Source organism: Phenylobacterium sp., from assembly GCF_036677185.1.
Lineage (GTDB): Bacteria > Pseudomonadota > Alphaproteobacteria > Caulobacterales > Caulobacteraceae > Phenylobacterium.
Window position 1 is genome coordinate 16,219 of the sequence record NZ_JAKFEN010000015.1, and the last position, 16,968, is coordinate 33,186.

Annotated in this window: 11 protein-coding genes; 5 read left to right on the top strand and 6 right to left on the bottom strand. The window is 68.9% G+C overall.

The features are described 5' to 3' along the window. Positions 1-16 precede the first annotated feature (16 nt). A complete protein-coding gene (locus V6M51_RS05565; RefSeq protein ID WP_332765370.1) occupies positions 17-616 on the top strand; it encodes a beta/gamma crystallin-related protein in 600 nt (199 codons plus the stop codon). Between the two features lie 3 nt (positions 617-619). Here the strand turns inward: V6M51_RS05565 and V6M51_RS05570 are convergent, their stop codons facing one another. Further along, positions 620-1,471: a LysR family transcriptional regulator gene (locus tag V6M51_RS05570; protein WP_332765371.1), complete on the bottom strand. Its 852-nt coding sequence runs from the start codon at positions 1,469-1,471 to the stop codon at positions 620-622. 111 nt (positions 1,472-1,582) lie between these two features. On the opposite strand from V6M51_RS05570, the gene V6M51_RS05575 reads away from it, so the two are divergent. From V6M51_RS05575 to V6M51_RS05585, 3 genes are read left to right on the top strand one after another with little or no spacing between them, the layout of a single operon-like run. Then, positions 1,583-2,740 (top strand): isovaleryl-CoA dehydrogenase, encoded by a 1,158-nt coding sequence (locus V6M51_RS05575; RefSeq protein ID WP_332765372.1) that lies wholly within the window; start codon positions 1,583-1,585, stop codon positions 2,738-2,740. After that, positions 2,737-4,329: a carboxyl transferase domain-containing protein gene (locus V6M51_RS05580; RefSeq protein WP_332765373.1), complete on the top strand. Its 1,593-nt coding sequence runs from the start codon at positions 2,737-2,739 to the stop codon at positions 4,327-4,329. Before V6M51_RS05575 ends, V6M51_RS05580 begins: the two co-directional genes overlap by 4 nt. Before the next feature lie 2 nt (positions 4,330-4,331). Then, positions 4,332-6,224, top strand: a complete 1,893-nt coding sequence (locus tag V6M51_RS05585; RefSeq protein WP_332765374.1) for an acetyl/propionyl/methylcrotonyl-CoA carboxylase subunit alpha — start codon at positions 4,332-4,334, stop codon at positions 6,222-6,224. Between the two features lie 6 nt (positions 6,225-6,230). Here the strand turns inward: V6M51_RS05585 and V6M51_RS05590 are convergent, their stop codons facing one another. Both V6M51_RS05590 and V6M51_RS05595 read right to left on the bottom strand, forming a co-directional pair. After that, positions 6,231-7,655: an MBL fold metallo-hydrolase gene (locus V6M51_RS05590; protein WP_332765376.1), complete on the bottom strand. Its 1,425-nt coding sequence runs from the start codon at positions 7,653-7,655 to the stop codon at positions 6,231-6,233. 4 nt (positions 7,656-7,659) lie between these two features. Continuing rightward, positions 7,660-9,588, bottom strand: a complete 1,929-nt coding sequence (locus tag V6M51_RS05595; protein ID WP_332765377.1) for a hypothetical protein — start codon at positions 9,586-9,588, stop codon at positions 7,660-7,662. A gap of 162 nt (positions 9,589-9,750) precedes the next feature. On the opposite strand from V6M51_RS05595, the gene V6M51_RS05600 reads away from it, so the two are divergent. Then, positions 9,751-11,277, top strand: coding sequence for a DUF7379 domain-containing protein (locus V6M51_RS05600; RefSeq protein ID WP_332765379.1), 1,527 nt, complete (start codon positions 9,751-9,753; stop codon positions 11,275-11,277). On the opposite strand, the gene V6M51_RS05605 is transcribed toward V6M51_RS05600, so the two are convergent. The 3 genes from V6M51_RS05605 to V6M51_RS05615 are packed head-to-tail and all read right to left on the bottom strand — an operon-like array spanning position 11,258 to position 16,949. After that, positions 11,258-12,559: a pectate lyase family protein gene (locus V6M51_RS05605; RefSeq protein ID WP_332765381.1), complete on the bottom strand. Its 1,302-nt coding sequence runs from the start codon at positions 12,557-12,559 to the stop codon at positions 11,258-11,260. The two genes, V6M51_RS05600 and V6M51_RS05605, sit on opposite strands and share 20 nt — an antisense overlap. Continuing rightward, on the bottom strand, positions 12,556-14,133 hold the full coding sequence (locus V6M51_RS05610) for a family 43 glycosylhydrolase (RefSeq protein ID WP_332765383.1): 1,578 nt from the start codon (positions 14,131-14,133) through the stop codon (positions 12,556-12,558). Before V6M51_RS05610 ends, V6M51_RS05605 begins: the two co-directional genes overlap by 4 nt. A gap of 11 nt (positions 14,134-14,144) precedes the next feature. Beyond that, the gene (locus V6M51_RS05615; protein WP_332765385.1) at positions 14,145-16,949 is read right to left on the bottom strand and encodes a TonB-dependent receptor; all 2,805 of its coding nucleotides are present in this window, start codon (positions 16,947-16,949) and stop codon (positions 14,145-14,147) included. Between the last annotated feature and the right edge of the window lie 19 nt (positions 16,950-16,968).

The window sequence follows — 16,968 nt, forward strand, 5'->3', positions numbered from 1 at the left end:
CTCCGGGGAGGTTGCGATGCTGCGCCGAATTCTTCTGACTTCGATACTCGTGCTCGGCGCGTCCGCGCCCGCCTTGGCGCAGGATCGGATGGCGCCCAACGCCCAACTGTTCCAGAACCCCGGCTATCAGGGCCGCAGCCTGACCGTGCTGCGCGACATGCCCATCGTCCCGGCGTCGTGGACGCCACGCAGCATCCGGGTGCGCGGCGGCAGTTCGTGGGAGGTCTGCGAGCAGCGCTTCTTCCGCGGGCGCTGCAAGGTGCTCACCGGCGACACCCCCAATGTGCTGCAGCACTTCGGCCTCAGCGGCGTCGGCTCCATCCGCCAGGCCTCCGGCGGGGCCGTGCCCCTACCCGAGCCCATTCCCGATCCAGGCCAGGGCGGCGGGTACGGACGGTCCCTGAAGGGCATGGCCGCAGAGTTCTTCCCCGCGCCGCAGTCGCGCGGACGCCGCATCGACGCCTGCGACCGCCAGGGCGGCAGCGCCGCCTGCGTGGCCCGCGAGGCCGAGACCTTCTGCAAGGCGGCCGGCTATGTCAGCGCCAAGAACAGCGCCGCCGAGACGGTCGGCGGGCGGATCTATCTCGCCGACGTGCTCTGCTCGCGGTGGAACTGAAGCCTAGTCGGCGAACACTTCCCGCGCGGCCTGGACGAAGCCGCTGGTGCGATAGCGCGCCGTCGGTTCGGCATAGGCCAGGCCCAGGATACGACGCGGCGTGAAGCCTTCCAGACGCACGCGGGCGACGCCGGGATCGCGGTGGCCGTCGGGCATGACGGTGATCCCCAACCCGGCTCGCACCAGGCCCAGCACCCGATCATCGCTGACGCCCCGATAGCTGAAGAAGGGGCGCACGTTGCGCTCGATGAAATAGCGGCTGGTCTCGGCCAGAACCTCGCAGTGGCGACGGACCATCATCACCTCGTCGGCCAGCTCCTCGCCGCGCAGGCTGCCGGCCTGGGCCAGGCGATGGCCGGCCGGCAAGGCCAGGCTGTAGCCCTCCTCGCACAGCCGCTCCGCGCCGAACCGGTCGGAGGCCGGCCGCAGGATGGTCAAGGCCGCGTCCACCCGGCCGCGGTCCAGCAGGCTCAGCACCTCGCGTTCGGAGCCCTCCAACAACTCGATCTGTTCGCCGCCGCCGCGCCGCGCCAGGGTCTGTTCCAGCAACGCTGTCGGGATGGTCGACAGAACCGCGACCCGCAGCTGTTCCGGCCGCGCCGCGCCGGAGACCGCCGCCTGGGCCAGGTTGAACTCATGCTCGATGCGCCGGGCGTGGACCAGGAACCGGCTGCCGGCCTCGGTGAGGTGGACCCGGCGGTTGGTTCGGTCGAACAGCCGCGCTTGGAGCTGGCCCTCCAGCTTGGCGATCCCCGCCGAGAGGGTCGGCTGGGCCACGTTCTCCCGCGCCGCGGCCCGGCTGAAATTCCCGGTTTCGACAATGGCCAGGAAGTAGCGGAGCAGGTAGCGATCCATGATAGGTGATATCTATCATGTCGATCATGATCGTTCAATTTTGTGGATTGTTCACAAGCCGCTAGTTTTGCGAGGTTGCGTACAGACCGCCCTCAAGAAGGCAGATCGAACATGTCCGGCCCCAACTTCCAGTTCGGCCTCGGCGAGACCGCCGAGGCGATCCGCGAAACCACCGCCCGCTTCGCCGCCGACCGCATCGCCCCCATGGCGGCGCAGATCGACGCGACCAACACCTTCCCCCGCGAGCTGTGGCCGCAGATGGGGGAGCTCGGCCTGCACGGGATCACCGTGGAGGAGGAGTACGGCGGCCTCGGCCTGGGCTATCTCGAGCACGTGGTGGCCATGGAGGAGGTCAGCCGCGCCTCGGCCTCGGTGGGCCTGTCCTATGGCGCCCACTCCAATCTCTGCGTGAACCAGATCCGCCGCTGGGCGTCGCCCGAACAGAAGCGCCGCTACCTGCCCAAGCTGATCAGCGGGGAGCATGTGGGGGCGCTGGCCATGAGCGAGGTCGGCTCCGGCTCCGACGTGATCTCAATGAAGCTTCGCGCCGAGCATCGCGGCGACCGCTACGTGCTCAACGGAACCAAGTTCTGGATCACCAACGCCCCGCACGCCGACACCCTGGTGGTCTACGCCAAGACCTCCCCCGACGAGGGCAGCCGCGGCGTCACCGCCTTCCTGATCGAGAAGGGCATGAAGGGCTTCAGCGTCTCGCCCAAGCTCGACAAGATGGGCATGCGCGGGTCGGACACCGCCGAGCTGGTGTTCGAGGACTGCGAGGTTCCGGAGGAGGCCGTCATGGGCCCGCTGAACGGCGGCGCGGGCGTGCTGATGAGCGGTCTGGACTACGAGCGCGCCGTGCTGGCGGCCGGGCCGCTGGGCATCATGCAGGCCTGCCTCGACGTGGTCCTGCCCTATGTCCGCGAGCGCAAGCAATTCGGAAAGCCGATCGGCTCGTTCCAGCTCATGCAGGGCAAGATCGCCGACATGTACGTCGCGTTGAACTCGGCCCGGACCTATGTCTACGCCGTGGCCAAGGCCTGCGATGCTGGGCTCACCACCCGGTTCGACGCGGCCGGCGCCATCCTGCTGGCCTCGGAGAACGCGGTGAAGGTCAGCCTGGAGGCCGTCCAGGCCCTGGGCGGCGCCGGCTACACCAAGGAGTTCCCCGTCGAACGCCTGGTCCGCGACGCCAAGCTCTACGACATCGGCGCGGGGACCAACGAGATCCGCCGCTTCCTCATCGGCCGGGAACTGCTGGGCGCATGACCAAACTCGCCACCGCCATCGACCGCACCGGAGCGGCGTTCCAGACCAACGACGCCCACAACCGGGCCTTGGTGGCGCAGCTCCGCGAGCGCGCGGCCCACGCGGCCCTGGGCGGACCGGAAGCCTCGCGCCATCGCCACGCCTCGCGCGGCAAGCTACTGCCTCGCGAACGGGTCGAACGCCTGCTGGACCCCGGTTCGCCGTTCCTTGAGGTCGCGCCGCTGGCGGCGCACGGCCTCTATCACAACGAGGCGCCCGGCGCGGGCGTCATCACCGGCATCGGACGGGTCTCGGGCCGCGAGGTGATGATCGTCGCCAATGACGCCACGGTGAAGGGCGGCGCCTACTTCCCCATCACCGTGAAGAAGCATCTGCGGGCCCAGGAAGTGGCCCTGCAGAACCACCTGCCCTGCGTCTATCTGGTCGACAGCGGCGGGGCGAACCTGCCCCACCAGGCCGAGGTCTTCCCTGACCGGGACCACTTCGGCCGCATCTTCTACAACCAGGCGCGGATGAGCGCGGCGGGCATCGCCCAGATCGCCTGCGTCATGGGCTCTTGCACCGCCGGCGGCGCCTATGTCCCGGCCATGTCCGACGAAACGGTGATCGTCCGTGGCCAAGGCACCATCTTCCTGGGCGGTCCGCCGCTGGTGAAAGCCGCCACCGGCGAGGTCATCTCCGCCGAGGAACTGGGCGGCGCCGACACCCACGGCCGCCGCTCCGGCGTGGTCGACCATGTGGCCGAGGACGACGAGCACGCGCTCACCATCGTGCGTTCCATCGTCGCCAACCTGAACTCGAAGAAGGTCGTGGACCTCGACCTCGCCGAGCCCCGCGAGCCGGCCTACGACCCCGAGGAGCTGTACGGCATCGTCCCCACAGACGTGCGCGCGCCCTACGACGTGCGCGAGGTGATCGCCCGCATCGTCGACGGCTCGGACTTCGACGAGTTCAAGGCGCTCTACGGCACGACCCTGGTCACCGGCTTCGCCCGCATCTGGGGCCAGCCGGTGGCGATCCTGGCCAACAACGGCGTGCTGTTCTCGGAGAGCGCGCTCAAGGGCGCCCACTTCATCGAGCTGGCCTGCAAGCGGAAGATCCCGTTGGTCTTCCTGCAGAACATCTCGGGCTTCATGGTCGGCGGCAAGTACGAGGCCGGGGGCATCGCCAAGGACGGCGCCAAGCTGGTCACCGCCGTCGCCAGCGCGGAAGTTCCCAAGTTCACCGTCCTGATCGGCGGCTCCTTCGGGGCCGGCAATTACGGCATGTGCGGCCGCGCCTATTCCCCGCGCTTCCTGTGGACCTGGCCCAACAGCCGCATCTCGGTCATGGGCGGGGAGCAGGCCGCCAGCGTGCTCGCCACCGTCCACCGCGACGCCGGCAAGTGGACCCCCGCCGAGGAGGAGGCGTTCAAGGCCCCCGTCCGCGACAAGTACGAGACCGAAGGCGACCCCTACTTCGCCACCGGCCGCCTGTGGGACGACGGGATCATCGACCCCGCCCAGACCCGCGACGTGCTCGGCCTCTCCATCTCCGCCGCCCTCAACGCGCCGATTCCGGAAACCCGGTTCGGCGTCTTCCGGATGTGACCATGATCAAGAGCATTCTGGTCGCCAACCGGGGCGAGATCGCCCGCCGGATCTTCCGCACCGCCCGCGATATGGGGATCGCCACCGTGGCGGTCTACTCCGAGCCCGACGCCGACGCGCCCCATGCGCGCGAGGCCGACCAGGCCGTGCTGATCGGCCCGGCCGCCGCCCGCGAAAGCTATCTGGTGGGCGAGAAGATCATCGCCGCGGCCAAGGCCACCGGAGCCGAGGCGATCCACCCCGGCTACGGCTTCCTGTCGGAGAACGCCGAGTTCGCCGAGGCCGTGGTCGCCGCGGGCCTGATCTGGATCGGCCCGCCGCCCTCGGCGATCCGCGCCATGGGCCTGAAGGACGCGGCCAAGTCGCTGATGGACGCCGCCGGCGTGCCGGTCACCCCGGGCTATCTCGGCGAGAACCAGGACGAGGCGCACCTGAAGTCGCAGGCCGACCGCATCGGCTATCCGGTGCTGATCAAGGCGGTGGCCGGCGGCGGCGGCAAGGGCATGCGCAAGGTCGAGAAGGCCCAGGACTTCGCCACCGCCCTGACCTCGTGCAAGCGCGAAGCTTCCGCCTCGTTCGGCGACGACCGGGTGCTGCTGGAGACCTATGTCACCAGGCCCCGTCACATCGAGGTCCAGGTATTCGGCGACGCCCATGGCGCCGTCGTCCATCTCTATGAGCGCGACTGCTCCCTGCAGCGCCGCCACCAGAAGGTCATCGAGGAGGCCCCTGCTCCCGGCATGAGCGACGCGGCCCGCGCCGCCGTCACCTCCGCGGCCGTCAAGGCCGCCCAGGCCGTCGGCTATGTGGGCGCCGGCACCGTGGAGTTCATCGCCGACGCCAGCGAGGGCCTGAAGCCCGACCGCATCTGGTTCATGGAGATGAACACCCGCCTACAGGTGGAGCACCCGGTCACCGAGGCCGTCACCGGGGTCGACCTGGTGGAATGGCAGATCCGCGTCGCCAGCGGCGAGCCCCTGCCCCTCACCCAGGACCAGATCAAGCTCACCGGCCACGCCGTGGAAGCCCGGCTCTATGCCGAGAACCCGGCCGGCGGCTTCCTGCCCTCCATCGGGACCCTGGAGCACTTCCACCTGCCCGACGACCTGATCCGGGTCGACACCGGGGTCGAGGAGGGCGGCGAGGTTTCGCCCTTCTATGACCCGATGATCGCCAAGCTGATCGCCCATGCCGCCACCCGCGAGGGGGCGTCCGACCTGCTGGCCCAGGCCTGCAGCGAGGTGGAGGTCTGGCCAGTCAAGACCAACGCCGGCTTCCTCGCCCGCTGCCTGGACCACCCGGACTTCATCGCCGGCGAGGTCGACACGGGCTTCATCGAGGCCCGGCTGGACGCGCTCGCCGCCCAGCCCGCGCCCTCCGAGGCCGCCCTGGCCGCGGCCGCCACGGCGGTGATCATGGGCGAGGATCGGCTGACCAACGAGCCCGCCTCCCCCTGGCATGAGCTGATCGGCTTCCGGGCCAACGCCGCGCCCCGCGACACCGTGCGGCTCTATCTGGACGGCCAAGGTCTCGACGGCTCGCTCTCGGTGGAGGAGCTGACCGACAATGTCTTGCTCACCGACGACGGCGAGGTGGTGGTGTTCGACGCCGGCGAGGCCTTCGTTCTCACCCGCCGCCCGCCGGTGAAGGACGCCGCCCACGCCGCCGGCGACGGCGGCGTCCGCGCGCCCATGCCGGGCAAGGTGGTGGCCGTCAGCGTCGCGGTCGGCGACAAGGTCACCCGCGGCCAACCCCTGTTGACCCTCGAAGCCATGAAGATGGAGCACGCGCTGACCGCCCCCTATGACGGGGAAGTCGAATCGCTCGCCGTCTCGGTCGGCGACCAAGTCACCGAGGGCTCGACCCTGGCGCGGCTGGTGGCGAAGGACGGCTGAGGCGCTTCAGACCAGGGCGTCGTATTCCACCCAGAGGTCGCCCGGACCTGTCCGCACGCGTTTCTTCTTGAAGACCGACTCGTCTGTCGGCTGGTCGCCGCGCAGCACCCGGCCCTTGGTCTTTACCAACAGCCGCTCCAGCAGCGGGGGGAAGGGCATGTTCCAGCCCTTGGTCCCCTGCTCCCGCGCGATGCTTTCCACCACCGGGATCATGGCGACGAGGTCGGGGCTCGCCATCAACTCCAGGCCGTCCTTGCGCAGGGTGGCGTTGTGGCTGCAATGGTGGCCGACCTTGTAGAACACCGTGCGCGACAGCAGGTCGGCGGCGGCGGTGGCGGCCGGACCGTAGGTCTGGTCATGCCACGAGAGCCAGTTGCCCACCTGGGCGTCGGCGGCGAACAACAGCACCTCTCCGCCGGGCGCCTCGAAGGCCAGGACCAGGCTGGTGTTGTTGGTGTCGGAATCGAGCTTCAGCGCCAGGGCGCCGGCCATGCCCAGCCATTCGGCGTCCACCCGCCGCCAGTTGGGCGCGGCGTAGTAGGTTGTCTTCAGCCAGTCGACGTCCTGTTCGATCTCCTCCATCTCGTGTCCCGGCCGGGACCCGGCCTGGACCCGTTCGGGCGTCAGGCCATGGCGGGGCGCGAAGGGCCGCTCGGGCTCGCCGTCCTCCCACGCCCCCTCCGCCGCGCTCAGCAGCTGGTCGGCGGCGCTGAAGCGATCGAGATAGGTCTCCTTCTCCTTGCCGGGGTGGTGGGACGGGAGGTCGTGATAGAGGCGCTTCTCGGTGCGCGGCGGGCCCAGGACATAGGCCTTCAGGTTGGCGGCCCCAGGCGTGACCTTCACGTCACCGGGCTCGAGAAACTCCACCTTTCCGCCGCCCCCGCGCGCCACCTCCTTCAGCTTGCGCATCACCACCTTGCCGGTCAGCCGCTCGGCCGCCCCCAGCACGCCCCCTGGCGGGTCCACCGGACCGATGAAGGCCTCCAGCCCGCCCACGATATCGTCGGCGCCGGGGACGCCCGCCGCCGCCAGGGCGCTCGCGCGGTCGACCGCCATGGCGACCGCCTGCTTGGCCTTGTTGAACTTGAGGTTCAGGGCGTCGGCCTGCGGATCGCCCTCCTTCTCCGTCCAGGCCATCCAGAGATTGTCGATCTTCAGTCCGCCTTCCAGGAACACAGCCTTGGCGTGGGCGAAGCCCGAGATGTGGTCGTGGTGTTCGTGGGTCACGACCAGCAGGTCCAGCCGCCCGCCCGTCTCCGCCACGATGTCAGCGGCCACCGCCTGCATCTTGGCCTTGTCGCCCGGGATGTTCTGCAGGATGCCGCAATCGATCAGGATGTGGCTCACCGACTGGCCCGATTTCAGGCGGATCAGGAAGCAGTCGCCCAGCAGGCCCTTGTACATCCGGACGGTGGCGGTGGTCTTGGCCATGACGCTAGCCCCGATGCAGCATGGCGAAGGGCTCCTGTCCGTCCCGTTCGCCGAAATAGACGAAGCCCAGGTCGCGATCGGCCCCGCCGCGCAGGTAGTCGCGTTGCGCCTGCAGCCGCCGATCGTCGTCTATCCGCTTGCGGACAGCGTAGCGGATCTTCCCTTCGCTGAGCTTCATCACCGCGTCATATCGGATCAGGCTGGCGCGCAGGTCGACCAGCAGGGTGGCGCCGCCCCGATAGGTGAAATCCCGCGCCTTTGGATCGCCCTCGCCGCGATCGGCCCTGGCCTGGGCCTCGGGATCGAAGAAGCCGCGCCGGGTCTGGGTGATCTCCACGACCAACTGGCGGATGTCCTGGCCGTCGGGACCGGCCCGGCGGGCGATGCGCACGGAATGGACCTCGACCTTCGGGGCGCCGGTCTTGGGCGACCGCTCAATGGTCATCGGCGCGTCGGGGCCGAGGCGGATTCCCAGCATCCGCTCCCATTCCGGCGTCATGTCGTCGGTATGGGTCAGCCACCGCCAGACTGCGAGTTGGTTCTTCTGGGCCTGGTCCCATATCGCTTCGCGGCTGTAGAGGGTCTGGAGATCGAGGTCCGGAACCAGGTCGCCGAAATAGATCCCGGCGAGGCTGGCGTCCCAGGCGTCCGGTGTTTCCCATAGCAGGCTGTCGGGCGCCATCGACAGGCAGCCCTTCGGAAAGATGCCCCGCCGGCGGAACGCCTCGGCGATGGCCAGGCGGTAGTGCAGCCTGTCGTCGGGGATCAGGTCGGCGTCGGCGGTGATCATGGCCCGCAGGAACTCGCCGAACCGGATGTCGATGGGCGGTACATAGTCCAGCGCCCGGACACAGATGCGCAGCAGGTGGTCAGCGGCCTTCATCGCCTCGGCGGCCAGCCGCTTGACCATGTCCGGATGCAGCTCCTCGCCCAGCGCCGTGGTCTGGGCCAGCCGCATCAGGTCGGCGGTGCGCCGTTCGAACATGGTGACGAAGGCGTCGAAGATCGCCGCCACCAGGAACGAGCCGCGCTCGTGAGGCTCCTCGGAGTCAGCGTAGCGCTTCGGCGGCTTGTCCCCGGTTCCGTCGCCGGTCCCCTCGATGTCGATGGCCTCACGCAAGGCGCCCATGCGGCCGGTGGCGTCGCCGAACTGATGGGCCAGGCCGGTCAGCAGGTTGCGGCTGCGCAGGCGGCCGCGGACCTGGGCCAGCTGCTGTTCCACCGCCTCGGTCATGGTGAAGTGCTGAAGCAGGGCCACGATGTCGGCGAAGGCCTCGTGGAAGGCCAGGGTGTCCAGGCTGGTCGGCTCGATGAACCGGCGATGCACGCCATCCAGGATGGCGTGGGTGGTCTCGTGGGCGATGATGTCGTGCGAGAGGCAGGTGAACACCCAGCCGTCCGGCAGGCCCGCGGCAGTCTGCGAGGCCTTGAAGTAGCCGAACAGCAGGGCCTTCTTGTCGGGGCTGTAATAGGCGTTGCGCTCGCGCAGGGCGTGGGGATGGATGCGCAGCTTGCGCACGAAGCCGTCATTTGGCTCGCCCCGCCGACGCGACCACAAGACCTTGCGACCCAGCGCTCGCTCGAAATGGCGGATGGTCTTCATGGCCACGGCGTAGACCATCTGCTGATGGAACTGGGGGCGGCTCTCGGAGGGCGGCAGGCCGTCCTGGGCCAGCAGGATCGCCGCGGTCGGATCGAGGGGCTCGTAGAACAGCCCGCTCGACGGGTCGTAGTCGACCACCTCCAGATACTCGCCGCTGGGGCCCTTGCCGAGCGGCTCCTCCCAGGGCTCTTCCCAGGGCAGGCTGATGACGGCGTCATTGACCAGGGCGGTGTCGAGCGAGGTCGAGGCCAGGGGGTCGAAGGCGTAGACGCGGAACCGCCGCGACGCGGGGATCGGATAGTCCGTCCTGACGCCAAGCTCACTGCTCATCGCGCAAGCCCTCAAGCTGAAGCCCAAGCTTGCCGCCCGGTCTCACTCAAAGTCAACCGGACCGTGCCATGTTAACCATCGCGCGGATGGATTGCGGATTCTAGCTTAACAGCCGGGCGCGACAGGTGGATGATGGCGCCCGCAACAGTCGGAGGGCGGGTCATGGCGCAAGTCGACCTAGGCGGTGGCGTGGTCGTCGAGACCGCCGAGCGCATCCAGGTCCGGAGGGTTCCCGCCGACGCGGCCCTGGCCGCGGCCGTCGAGCCGGAGCGCCAGGCGCTCACCGGAGCCCTGGCGCTGGCCGGCTTCGAAGTCGCCGCCGAGATGGACCTGCGCGGCAAACCAGGCGCCGGGGTGGGCCTGGCGGCCTCGGCGGAGTCGCCGAAGATCAAGGCCGACGTGGCGGCGGGGGAAAGCGCCGTGGTGCTGCTGGAGGGCCAGGGCGGGGTCTTCGCCTGGGGGTATCCGGATCGCCAGCCCGGCGTCGCCCTGTCCGCGGACGGCGCGCGCACGCTCACCTTCACCCTCGCCCGTCCCCGCGAGGGCGGCGCCCTGGGCTTCGGGCTGTCGGACCTGCGGCGCGGTCCGATCTTCAACTGGCTGGTCGACAAGATGGTCGACCCGGTTCGCGCCTATGTCCTGAAGTTCGCCGCCGGCAAGATCATCGACGTGGCGGTCAGGAAGATCGAGGGCGACATGCCCACCGGCCTGATCGGCATGGCCGGCGGCCCCGACACCTGGGTCCCGGGCCGTGCGATCCCGCCGCTCGCCAAGGCCCAGCCCGCCAAGATCCTGCTGATGGTCCACGGCACCTTCTCGTCCACCGCCGGCAGCTTCACCCAGCTCGCCAAGTCACCGGACGGTCGGGCGTTCCTGACGCATGCGCGGGGCGCCTATGACGCCGTGCTGAGCTTCGACCACAAGACCCTGGCCGACACGCCCGAACAGAATGCGCGGGCGATCCTCGACGCCCTGATCGCCCATGGCGTGCCGCCGAATTCGGCCCTGGACGCGGTGGCCTACAGCCGCGGCGGCCTGGTCTATCGGGAGCTGGCCGAGACCCTGCTCGCCCAGGAACGTCCGGACATCAAGCTCGGCAAGGCGGTGTTCGTCGGCTGCACCAATGGCGGCACCAACCTGGCCGAGCCCGAGAACTGGGAGGCCATGGTCGACCTCTACACCAACATTATCCTGGCCGGCGCGCGGGCCGCGGCCTTCGCCTCCGGCGCCGGGGTCGCGGTCAATCCGCTGGTGGATTTCGGAATCAAGACCCTCGGTCGCTTCCTGCAGAGCTTCTCGGAAGTGGCGATCACCGACCGGCGGGTCCCGGGCCTAGCGGCCATGGAGCCGGACGGCGCCCTGATCGGCAAGCTCAACGGCGCGGCCGGCGGCCTTGACCGGCTGGCGACCTACCACGCGGTCACGTCGAACTTCGTCCCGCGTTTCGAGCCGAAGAAGGGCATCTCCAAGGAGCTCGCCCAGGCCCTGCTGGACAGGATCACCAACCGCCTGTTCCAGGGCGACAACGACCTGGTGGTCCACACCAAGGCGATGACCCAGTTCGGGACCCGCCAGTCCCGCCTCGCCGACGCCGCCGTCCTTCCGGTCGGCTCGGGCGAGGACATCTATCACACGGTCTATTTCACCTCGGACGACGTCGCCCGCCAGCTCAAGACCTGGCTGAGCTGAGCGGCTCCATGGTCGCCAGGTCCCAGGCGGCCGGATCGAAGGCCCGCCGCGCCGGCGCCGGCGCGGGATAGCCGCCCACCGCCTGTTCGCTGTCGCGGATGGCGCCCGTGCGGGCCGCGACCTCGGCCACGATGCGCGCGTCGATGGCGTCGCGATCCCAGGGCCGGGCGCCGGCCTCGCGCAGGACGGCCGCCTCCGCCTCCCGCGCCGGCCTGGCGACGAGCCCCGCCGGCCAGTCCCCCGGCCGCGCCAGGATCGTCGGGACGACAGTCGAGCCGCCAAAGCTCGCGAGTTGCGGCAAGTCCGCGCCGTCGCGGCCGAGCGCCAGGTTGTCGGCCATGTACAGGCCGATCGGCCCCTGGCCGCCGACCATCATCATCGCTACCCCGTCGGCCGTCGACGGCCCGGCGCGCAGCACGTTTCCCACCAGGGCGATGCGCGCCTCCTGGTGGGGATGCTCGCCCCATTCGGCGGCGTGTAGGTTGAAGTGCGCCGCCCGCCGCCCCGGGTCGTAGATCAGGTTGTTGACCGCCGCTCCGCGCGAGCCGCCCTTGAACAGCGGGTTTCGCTCGCGGTTGTGGGCGTAGAGATTGCCCGCGATCAGCACGTCGGTGACGTTGTCGTGGACCAGCGAGCCCTTGGAGTGCTCGCCCTTCGAATGGGTGGCGTTCGACAAGCCCTCGGCGACGATGTTGTTGGAGAAGGTGATCCGGTGCGAGGTCGCCGCGCGCCAGTCGTCCGGCGTGGCCCCCTCGAACCGGGGGCCGGAGGCCGACAACCCCTCGTCCGTCGCCCAGGAGAACGAGCAGTGGTCGACGATCACGTCATGGGCGCGGTCGGTCGAGAGCCCGTCGCATTCCCAGCCGCTCTGCTTGGCGGCCCCGGCCTCTCCCGGCCGGACGCGAATGTGGCGGATGACCACGTCATGGGTGGCGATTGTCAGGCCGCCGCGGATCAGGGTGATCCCCGGCGCGGGGGCGGTCTGGCCGGCGAGGGTCAGGAACGGCTGGCGCACCTTGAGGCTCTTGGCGCCCAGGTCGATCACCCCGCCCACCTCGAACACCACGACGCGTGGTCCCTTGGCCGCCAAGGCCTCGGCCAGGGAACCCGGTCCCTCGGCCGCCAGGGTCGTCACCTTGAGGATCGCCCCGCCTCGGCCGCCAGGCGTCGCTGAGGCCCAGCCCAGGGCGCCGGGGAAGGCGAGCTGCGTCTGGGCGGCCTTGGCGAAGGTCGGCGTGGCGGCGAGCGCACCGCCGGCGGCCAGTAGGTCCCGGCGTCTCACAGGGCCCGATAGGTGAAATTGCGGAACCGCGCCTCGCCGGACCCCGCGGAATAGAGCCCCGGCCGCAGGGCCAGGAACCCGCCGCGCACATTGTGGTGATAGCCGGAGACCTCCATCTGGCGATCGAACTTGCTCCAGGTCCGACCGTCGCCGCTGGTGTGAAAGCTGACGACATGGCGGTCGTTCCGCATGCGGATGAACATGCGTCGTCCGTGGGGATTGGCCGGCCGTCCCCGCTCCTGCCCGTACTGGTGGGTGACGAAGGCCTTCTCGTCGAAACCCAGGCCGCAATAGAGCTGGCGGTCATAGTGCAGGACCACTCCAGCGGTGCCGCCAGGCGCGATCTCGATCTCCACCTCGATCTCGTAGGCGACGTCGCCGGCGATGCAGACCAGCGGCGCGGAGTCACGCGGCGAGGTCCCGCTGGCCGCCAGGAACAGGGCGCCGCCCCGGCGGCTCACCCGCGCCGTCTCGTTCGGCCCCGGCGCCTGGAAGCTCCACTGCACCCCCAGCCGATCGGCCGAGAAATCGTCCGACAGCGCCATGCCGTGCGCCACGCGCTCGCCGCCCGGCATGCGGATGGGCTTCGACAGGTCGCCGCCCCTGGCCCGGAACCAGCCGTCGGCGGTCCATTCGATCGGGTCCAGCAGGCACTGGCGGCCCAGGGTCCAGAAGCCGTTCTCATAGCCGTGATAGACCATCCACCAGTCGCCGCGAGGACCCTCCACCAGGGTGGCGTGGCCGCGCGACCACCATGTCTCGGCGGCGCTGCGGGTGCGCACGACGGGATTGTTCGGATCGTTCTCCCAGGGGCCGTGGATCGACCTCGATCGCGCGACGATCACCATGTGCCCAGTGGGCGGGCCCGCCGTGCCGCCCACGGCGGTGATCATGTAGAACCAGTCGCCCCGCCGCATCACCTTGGGGCCCTCGGGCGCGAAGCCCTCCACGTCCCATTCAACCGGATAGCGCCAGGGGTCGTAGACGTGCTCCACCGCTCCGACCGTGGAGAGCCCGTCGTCGCTCAATCGAACCCGGTCGCCGCCGGACAGGAACAGGTAGCGGGCGCCGTCCTCGCCTACCGCATGGCCGGGATCGATGTGCTTGGGCAGGTCGAGGTCGACCGGCTCGCTCCAGGGCCCCTCGATGCGATCGGCGGTGATCACATAGGTCGAGCGCCGATCGGGGAAGCGGGCCGGGATATAGATGTAGAACCGCCCCTGGTGCTTGATCAGCTCCGGGGCCCAGACCGAGCCGATATTGGTCTTCAACGCCGCGGTCACCGGGGTCCAGTTCACCAGGTCGCGGGAGCGCCAGATGACCAGGCCCGGATAGGCGTCGAAGGTCGAGAAAGTCATGTAGTAGTCGGCGCCGTCCTTCAGGATCGAAGGGTCGGGGTGATCGCCGGCCAGGATCGGATTGAGATAGGTCCCGTCCCCGAGATCAGCCTTGCGCTGCCCCTCGGGCCCTTGAGCCCAGGGTCGCTGCGCAGGCGCGGCCAGGGCTGGGAGAGCGGCGGTCGCCGCGCCGATCGCGAGGGTTCCAAACGCCCCCCGGCGCGTGACCGCCGTCATCTCAGGCTCTCCTAGAACTTGTAGCGGACGCCGACATAGTACTGGCGGCCGGTGTGCACGTATTCCTCCGAGCTCTCGCGGGTCGACGAGATCCAGCGGTCGTCGAACTCGTCGGTCAGGTTGATCCCCTCGAAGGTGAAGGTCACCTGATCGGTCAGCTTGAAGGTGGCGGCCATGTCGACGTTCAGGGTCTTGTGCTTGCCGCGCACGTCGTTGCCGTTGCCGCCCGGCACGGTCGAGAGATAGCCCTCCCGATACGAGGCCGAGACCCGGCCCGTCAGGCGATCGGCCTCATAGTACAGGGTGGTGTTCCACGAGCTCGGCGACAGCCCGACGAGCGGCTGCACGACGGTGGCGCCCGTGGCGACGTTGGTCATGTACTCGATGTTCGACTTCACGTGGGTGTAGTTGACGATGCCCCCGAACTTGTCGAACGGCGCCGGCAGAAAGGTGAAGGGCCGCTGCAGGCTGATCTCGTAGCCTTCCAGCTTGCCCCCGTCAGTGTTCAGCTGCTGGGTGACGGTGAAGATGGTGTCGAGCGTGTTGTTGTTCGACAGGATGCTGGCCGGCAGGCCGGTCTCACGGAACGGCATGGTCGAGGCCGCCGACTGGATGTAGCTCTTCAGATCCTTGCGGAAGAGGCCGAGGGTGAGCTGGGTCTCGGAATCCGGATACCACTCGAACGACAGGTCGTAGGTGTTGGCGCGGATCGGTTCCAGAAAGGGGTTGCCGATATTCAGCGTCTGGGCCGCGTTGGTGATCGTCCCCCCCGGCGTCAGGTTCGGAAGCTGCGGCCGCGACATAACCTTCGAGGCGCCGAAGCGGATGAAGATGTTGTCGCGGGGCTCCAGGACCAGGTTCAGCGACGGCAGGGTGTCGGCATAGTCGCGCACCACAGTGACGAAACTGGTCCCGACGAAGCCGCGCGAGATCTGGTCGGTCTTGGCCCGGCGCACGCCCACATTGCCGCGCAGCGGCATGCCGGCGATCTCGGTGTCGAAGTCGGCCTGAATGTAGAGCGACAGGTCCTTCTCGCGCACGGAGCGGTTGGCGCCGCGCTGGTTGTTCGGCGACAGCCGGAAGTCGCCGTACTGGTTGACGCAGTCGCAGTTGATGCCGAGCGCCGCGGCCACCTTCTCCAGGTCCGGCGACAGCCACGAGGTCGGCGTGCCGCCCGCGCCGAGATCCAGATTGCGCCCGAATCCGGTGACCAGCTTCGAGAGACTGGCGAGGGTGACGCCGGGCGGCAGCGCCACGGCGCCTTCGGTGATTCCGCCGGTGACAAAGCGGCGCTGTTCCTTGGTGTCGAAATTGTAGTCCTTGAAGAGCAGGCCGCCCTTCAGTTTGATCTGGTCGGTCAGATCGAAGGTCAGGTCGACGCGGACGTTCTGCAGATCGTTGATGGTCTTGTTCGGCCGCATGCGGATCAGCGAGGCGTCGCCTAGCGCATTGGTCGTACCGAACCGCCAGTTGGCCGCATCCGTGACGTCGAAGCCGTAGTTGAACACCGGCAGCTTCTGGTCGGTGTAGTCGTAGGAATAGTTGTCGCTGTCGTAGCGGTCGAACGAGATCGTGGTCTGGACCGGGTTGCGCTGGATCGACTTCGACTGGCCGTAGATGAAGGTCCCGCGGAAGCGCTCATTGAACTCGTGGGCGATGGTGATCGAGGCCTGGTTGAACTCGGTCGACAGCTCGTCATAGCGGTCCTCGGTGCGGATATCGACGTCGTCGAAGGTCGCCGAGGTCAGGTGCCCCTTGGAGTCGATGACGGCGTTGCGCACATCGGTCTGGGGGTTGCCCTGCCCCGCCCGGCTGAAGGAGATGACCTCCAGATAGTTTTCGCGGCGGGTGCCGTCGAGGATGGCCAGCAGGCCGTCCACGGTGATGGTGGTGGCGTCGGTCGGCTTGAACTGCACCGCCAGGGTCGCCCCCATCCGCTCCCAGTCATAGGTCATCCGGCCATAGCGCGGGATGCGCGGGTGCCAGGCCTGGTTGACCGTGGAATAGGTCCCGACCGGAACATTGCAAGGGCCTGGCGTCTGGAAGCAGCCCGAGGAGTTGGACGGCGTGGCCGGGCTTTCCCAGCGACCGGTGGAGGAGCCTTCCTCCAGGGTGTTGCGGGTGGCGTAGGCCAGTGAGAACAACGCCCCCAGCTTGCCATCGAACCAGGTGTCGCTGATCAGGAAGGTGGCCCGCGGGTCGTATTCCTGGGAGAGGTCGTTGTAGCCGTACTGGGCGCCGGCGGCCATGTTGAAGTCGCCGTAGTCGAAGGGCTTGGCCGTGGTCAGGTCGACCGTCGCGCCCAGCGAGCCTTCCTCGGTCTCGGCTGACTGCGACTTACGCACCGTGATGCGGTTGAACAGCTCCGAGGCAAAGATCTGGAAGTCGAAGCCGCGGCCGCGGTTCGCGCCGCCCGACCCGTCCTTGCCGCCGGTCGTGGCCAGCGCCTCCAGCCCGTTGACCCGCACCCGGGTGAAGTCGTTGGAGAGCCCGCGCACCGTGATCGAGCGGCCCTCGCCGCCATCGCGATCGATGGCCACGCCCGGGATCCGCTGCAGGGATTCGGCCAGGTTCAGGTCAGGGAAGTCGGCGATGTCCTCGGCGTTGATGACGTCGACGATGTCGTTCTCGGCCTTCTTGACCGAGATGGCGCTGGCCAGGCTGGCGCGGAAGCCGGTGACCACGATTTCGTCGACCGTGCTTTCCTTGTCCTGGGCCTGGACCTGCGAGGCGCCGAGCGCCGCGGCCATGGCGATCGCCGAGGCGCCGGTCAGGCGCAGGGTGCGCGAAGTGGTGTTTCCGAACAGCATCGGCATGGGTTCCCTCCCGTTTCCT

Coding starts and splice junctions, on each gene's coding strand:
- V6M51_RS05595 (WP_332765377.1), bottom strand. CDS start 9,588: ATGAGCAGTGAGCTTGGCGTCAGGACGGACTATCCGATCCCCGCGTCG.
- V6M51_RS05570 (WP_332765371.1), bottom strand. CDS start 1,471: ATGGATCGCTACCTGCTCCGCTACTTCCTGGCCATTGTCGAAACCGGG.
- V6M51_RS05585 (WP_332765374.1), top strand. CDS start 4,332: ATGATCAAGAGCATTCTGGTCGCCAACCGGGGCGAGATCGCCCGCCGG.
- V6M51_RS05615 (WP_332765385.1), bottom strand. CDS start 16,949: ATGCCGATGCTGTTCGGAAACACCACTTCGCGCACCCTGCGCCTGACC.
- V6M51_RS05580 (WP_332765373.1), top strand. CDS start 2,737: ATGACCAAACTCGCCACCGCCATCGACCGCACCGGAGCGGCGTTCCAG.
- V6M51_RS05590 (WP_332765376.1), bottom strand. CDS start 7,655: ATGGCCAAGACCACCGCCACCGTCCGGATGTACAAGGGCCTGCTGGGC.
- V6M51_RS05610 (WP_332765383.1), bottom strand. CDS start 14,133: ATGACGGCGGTCACGCGCCGGGGGGCGTTTGGAACCCTCGCGATCGGC.
- V6M51_RS05565 (WP_332765370.1), top strand. CDS start 17: ATGCTGCGCCGAATTCTTCTGACTTCGATACTCGTGCTCGGCGCGTCC.
- V6M51_RS05575 (WP_332765372.1), top strand. CDS start 1,583: ATGTCCGGCCCCAACTTCCAGTTCGGCCTCGGCGAGACCGCCGAGGCG.
- V6M51_RS05600 (WP_332765379.1), top strand. CDS start 9,751: ATGGCGCAAGTCGACCTAGGCGGTGGCGTGGTCGTCGAGACCGCCGAG.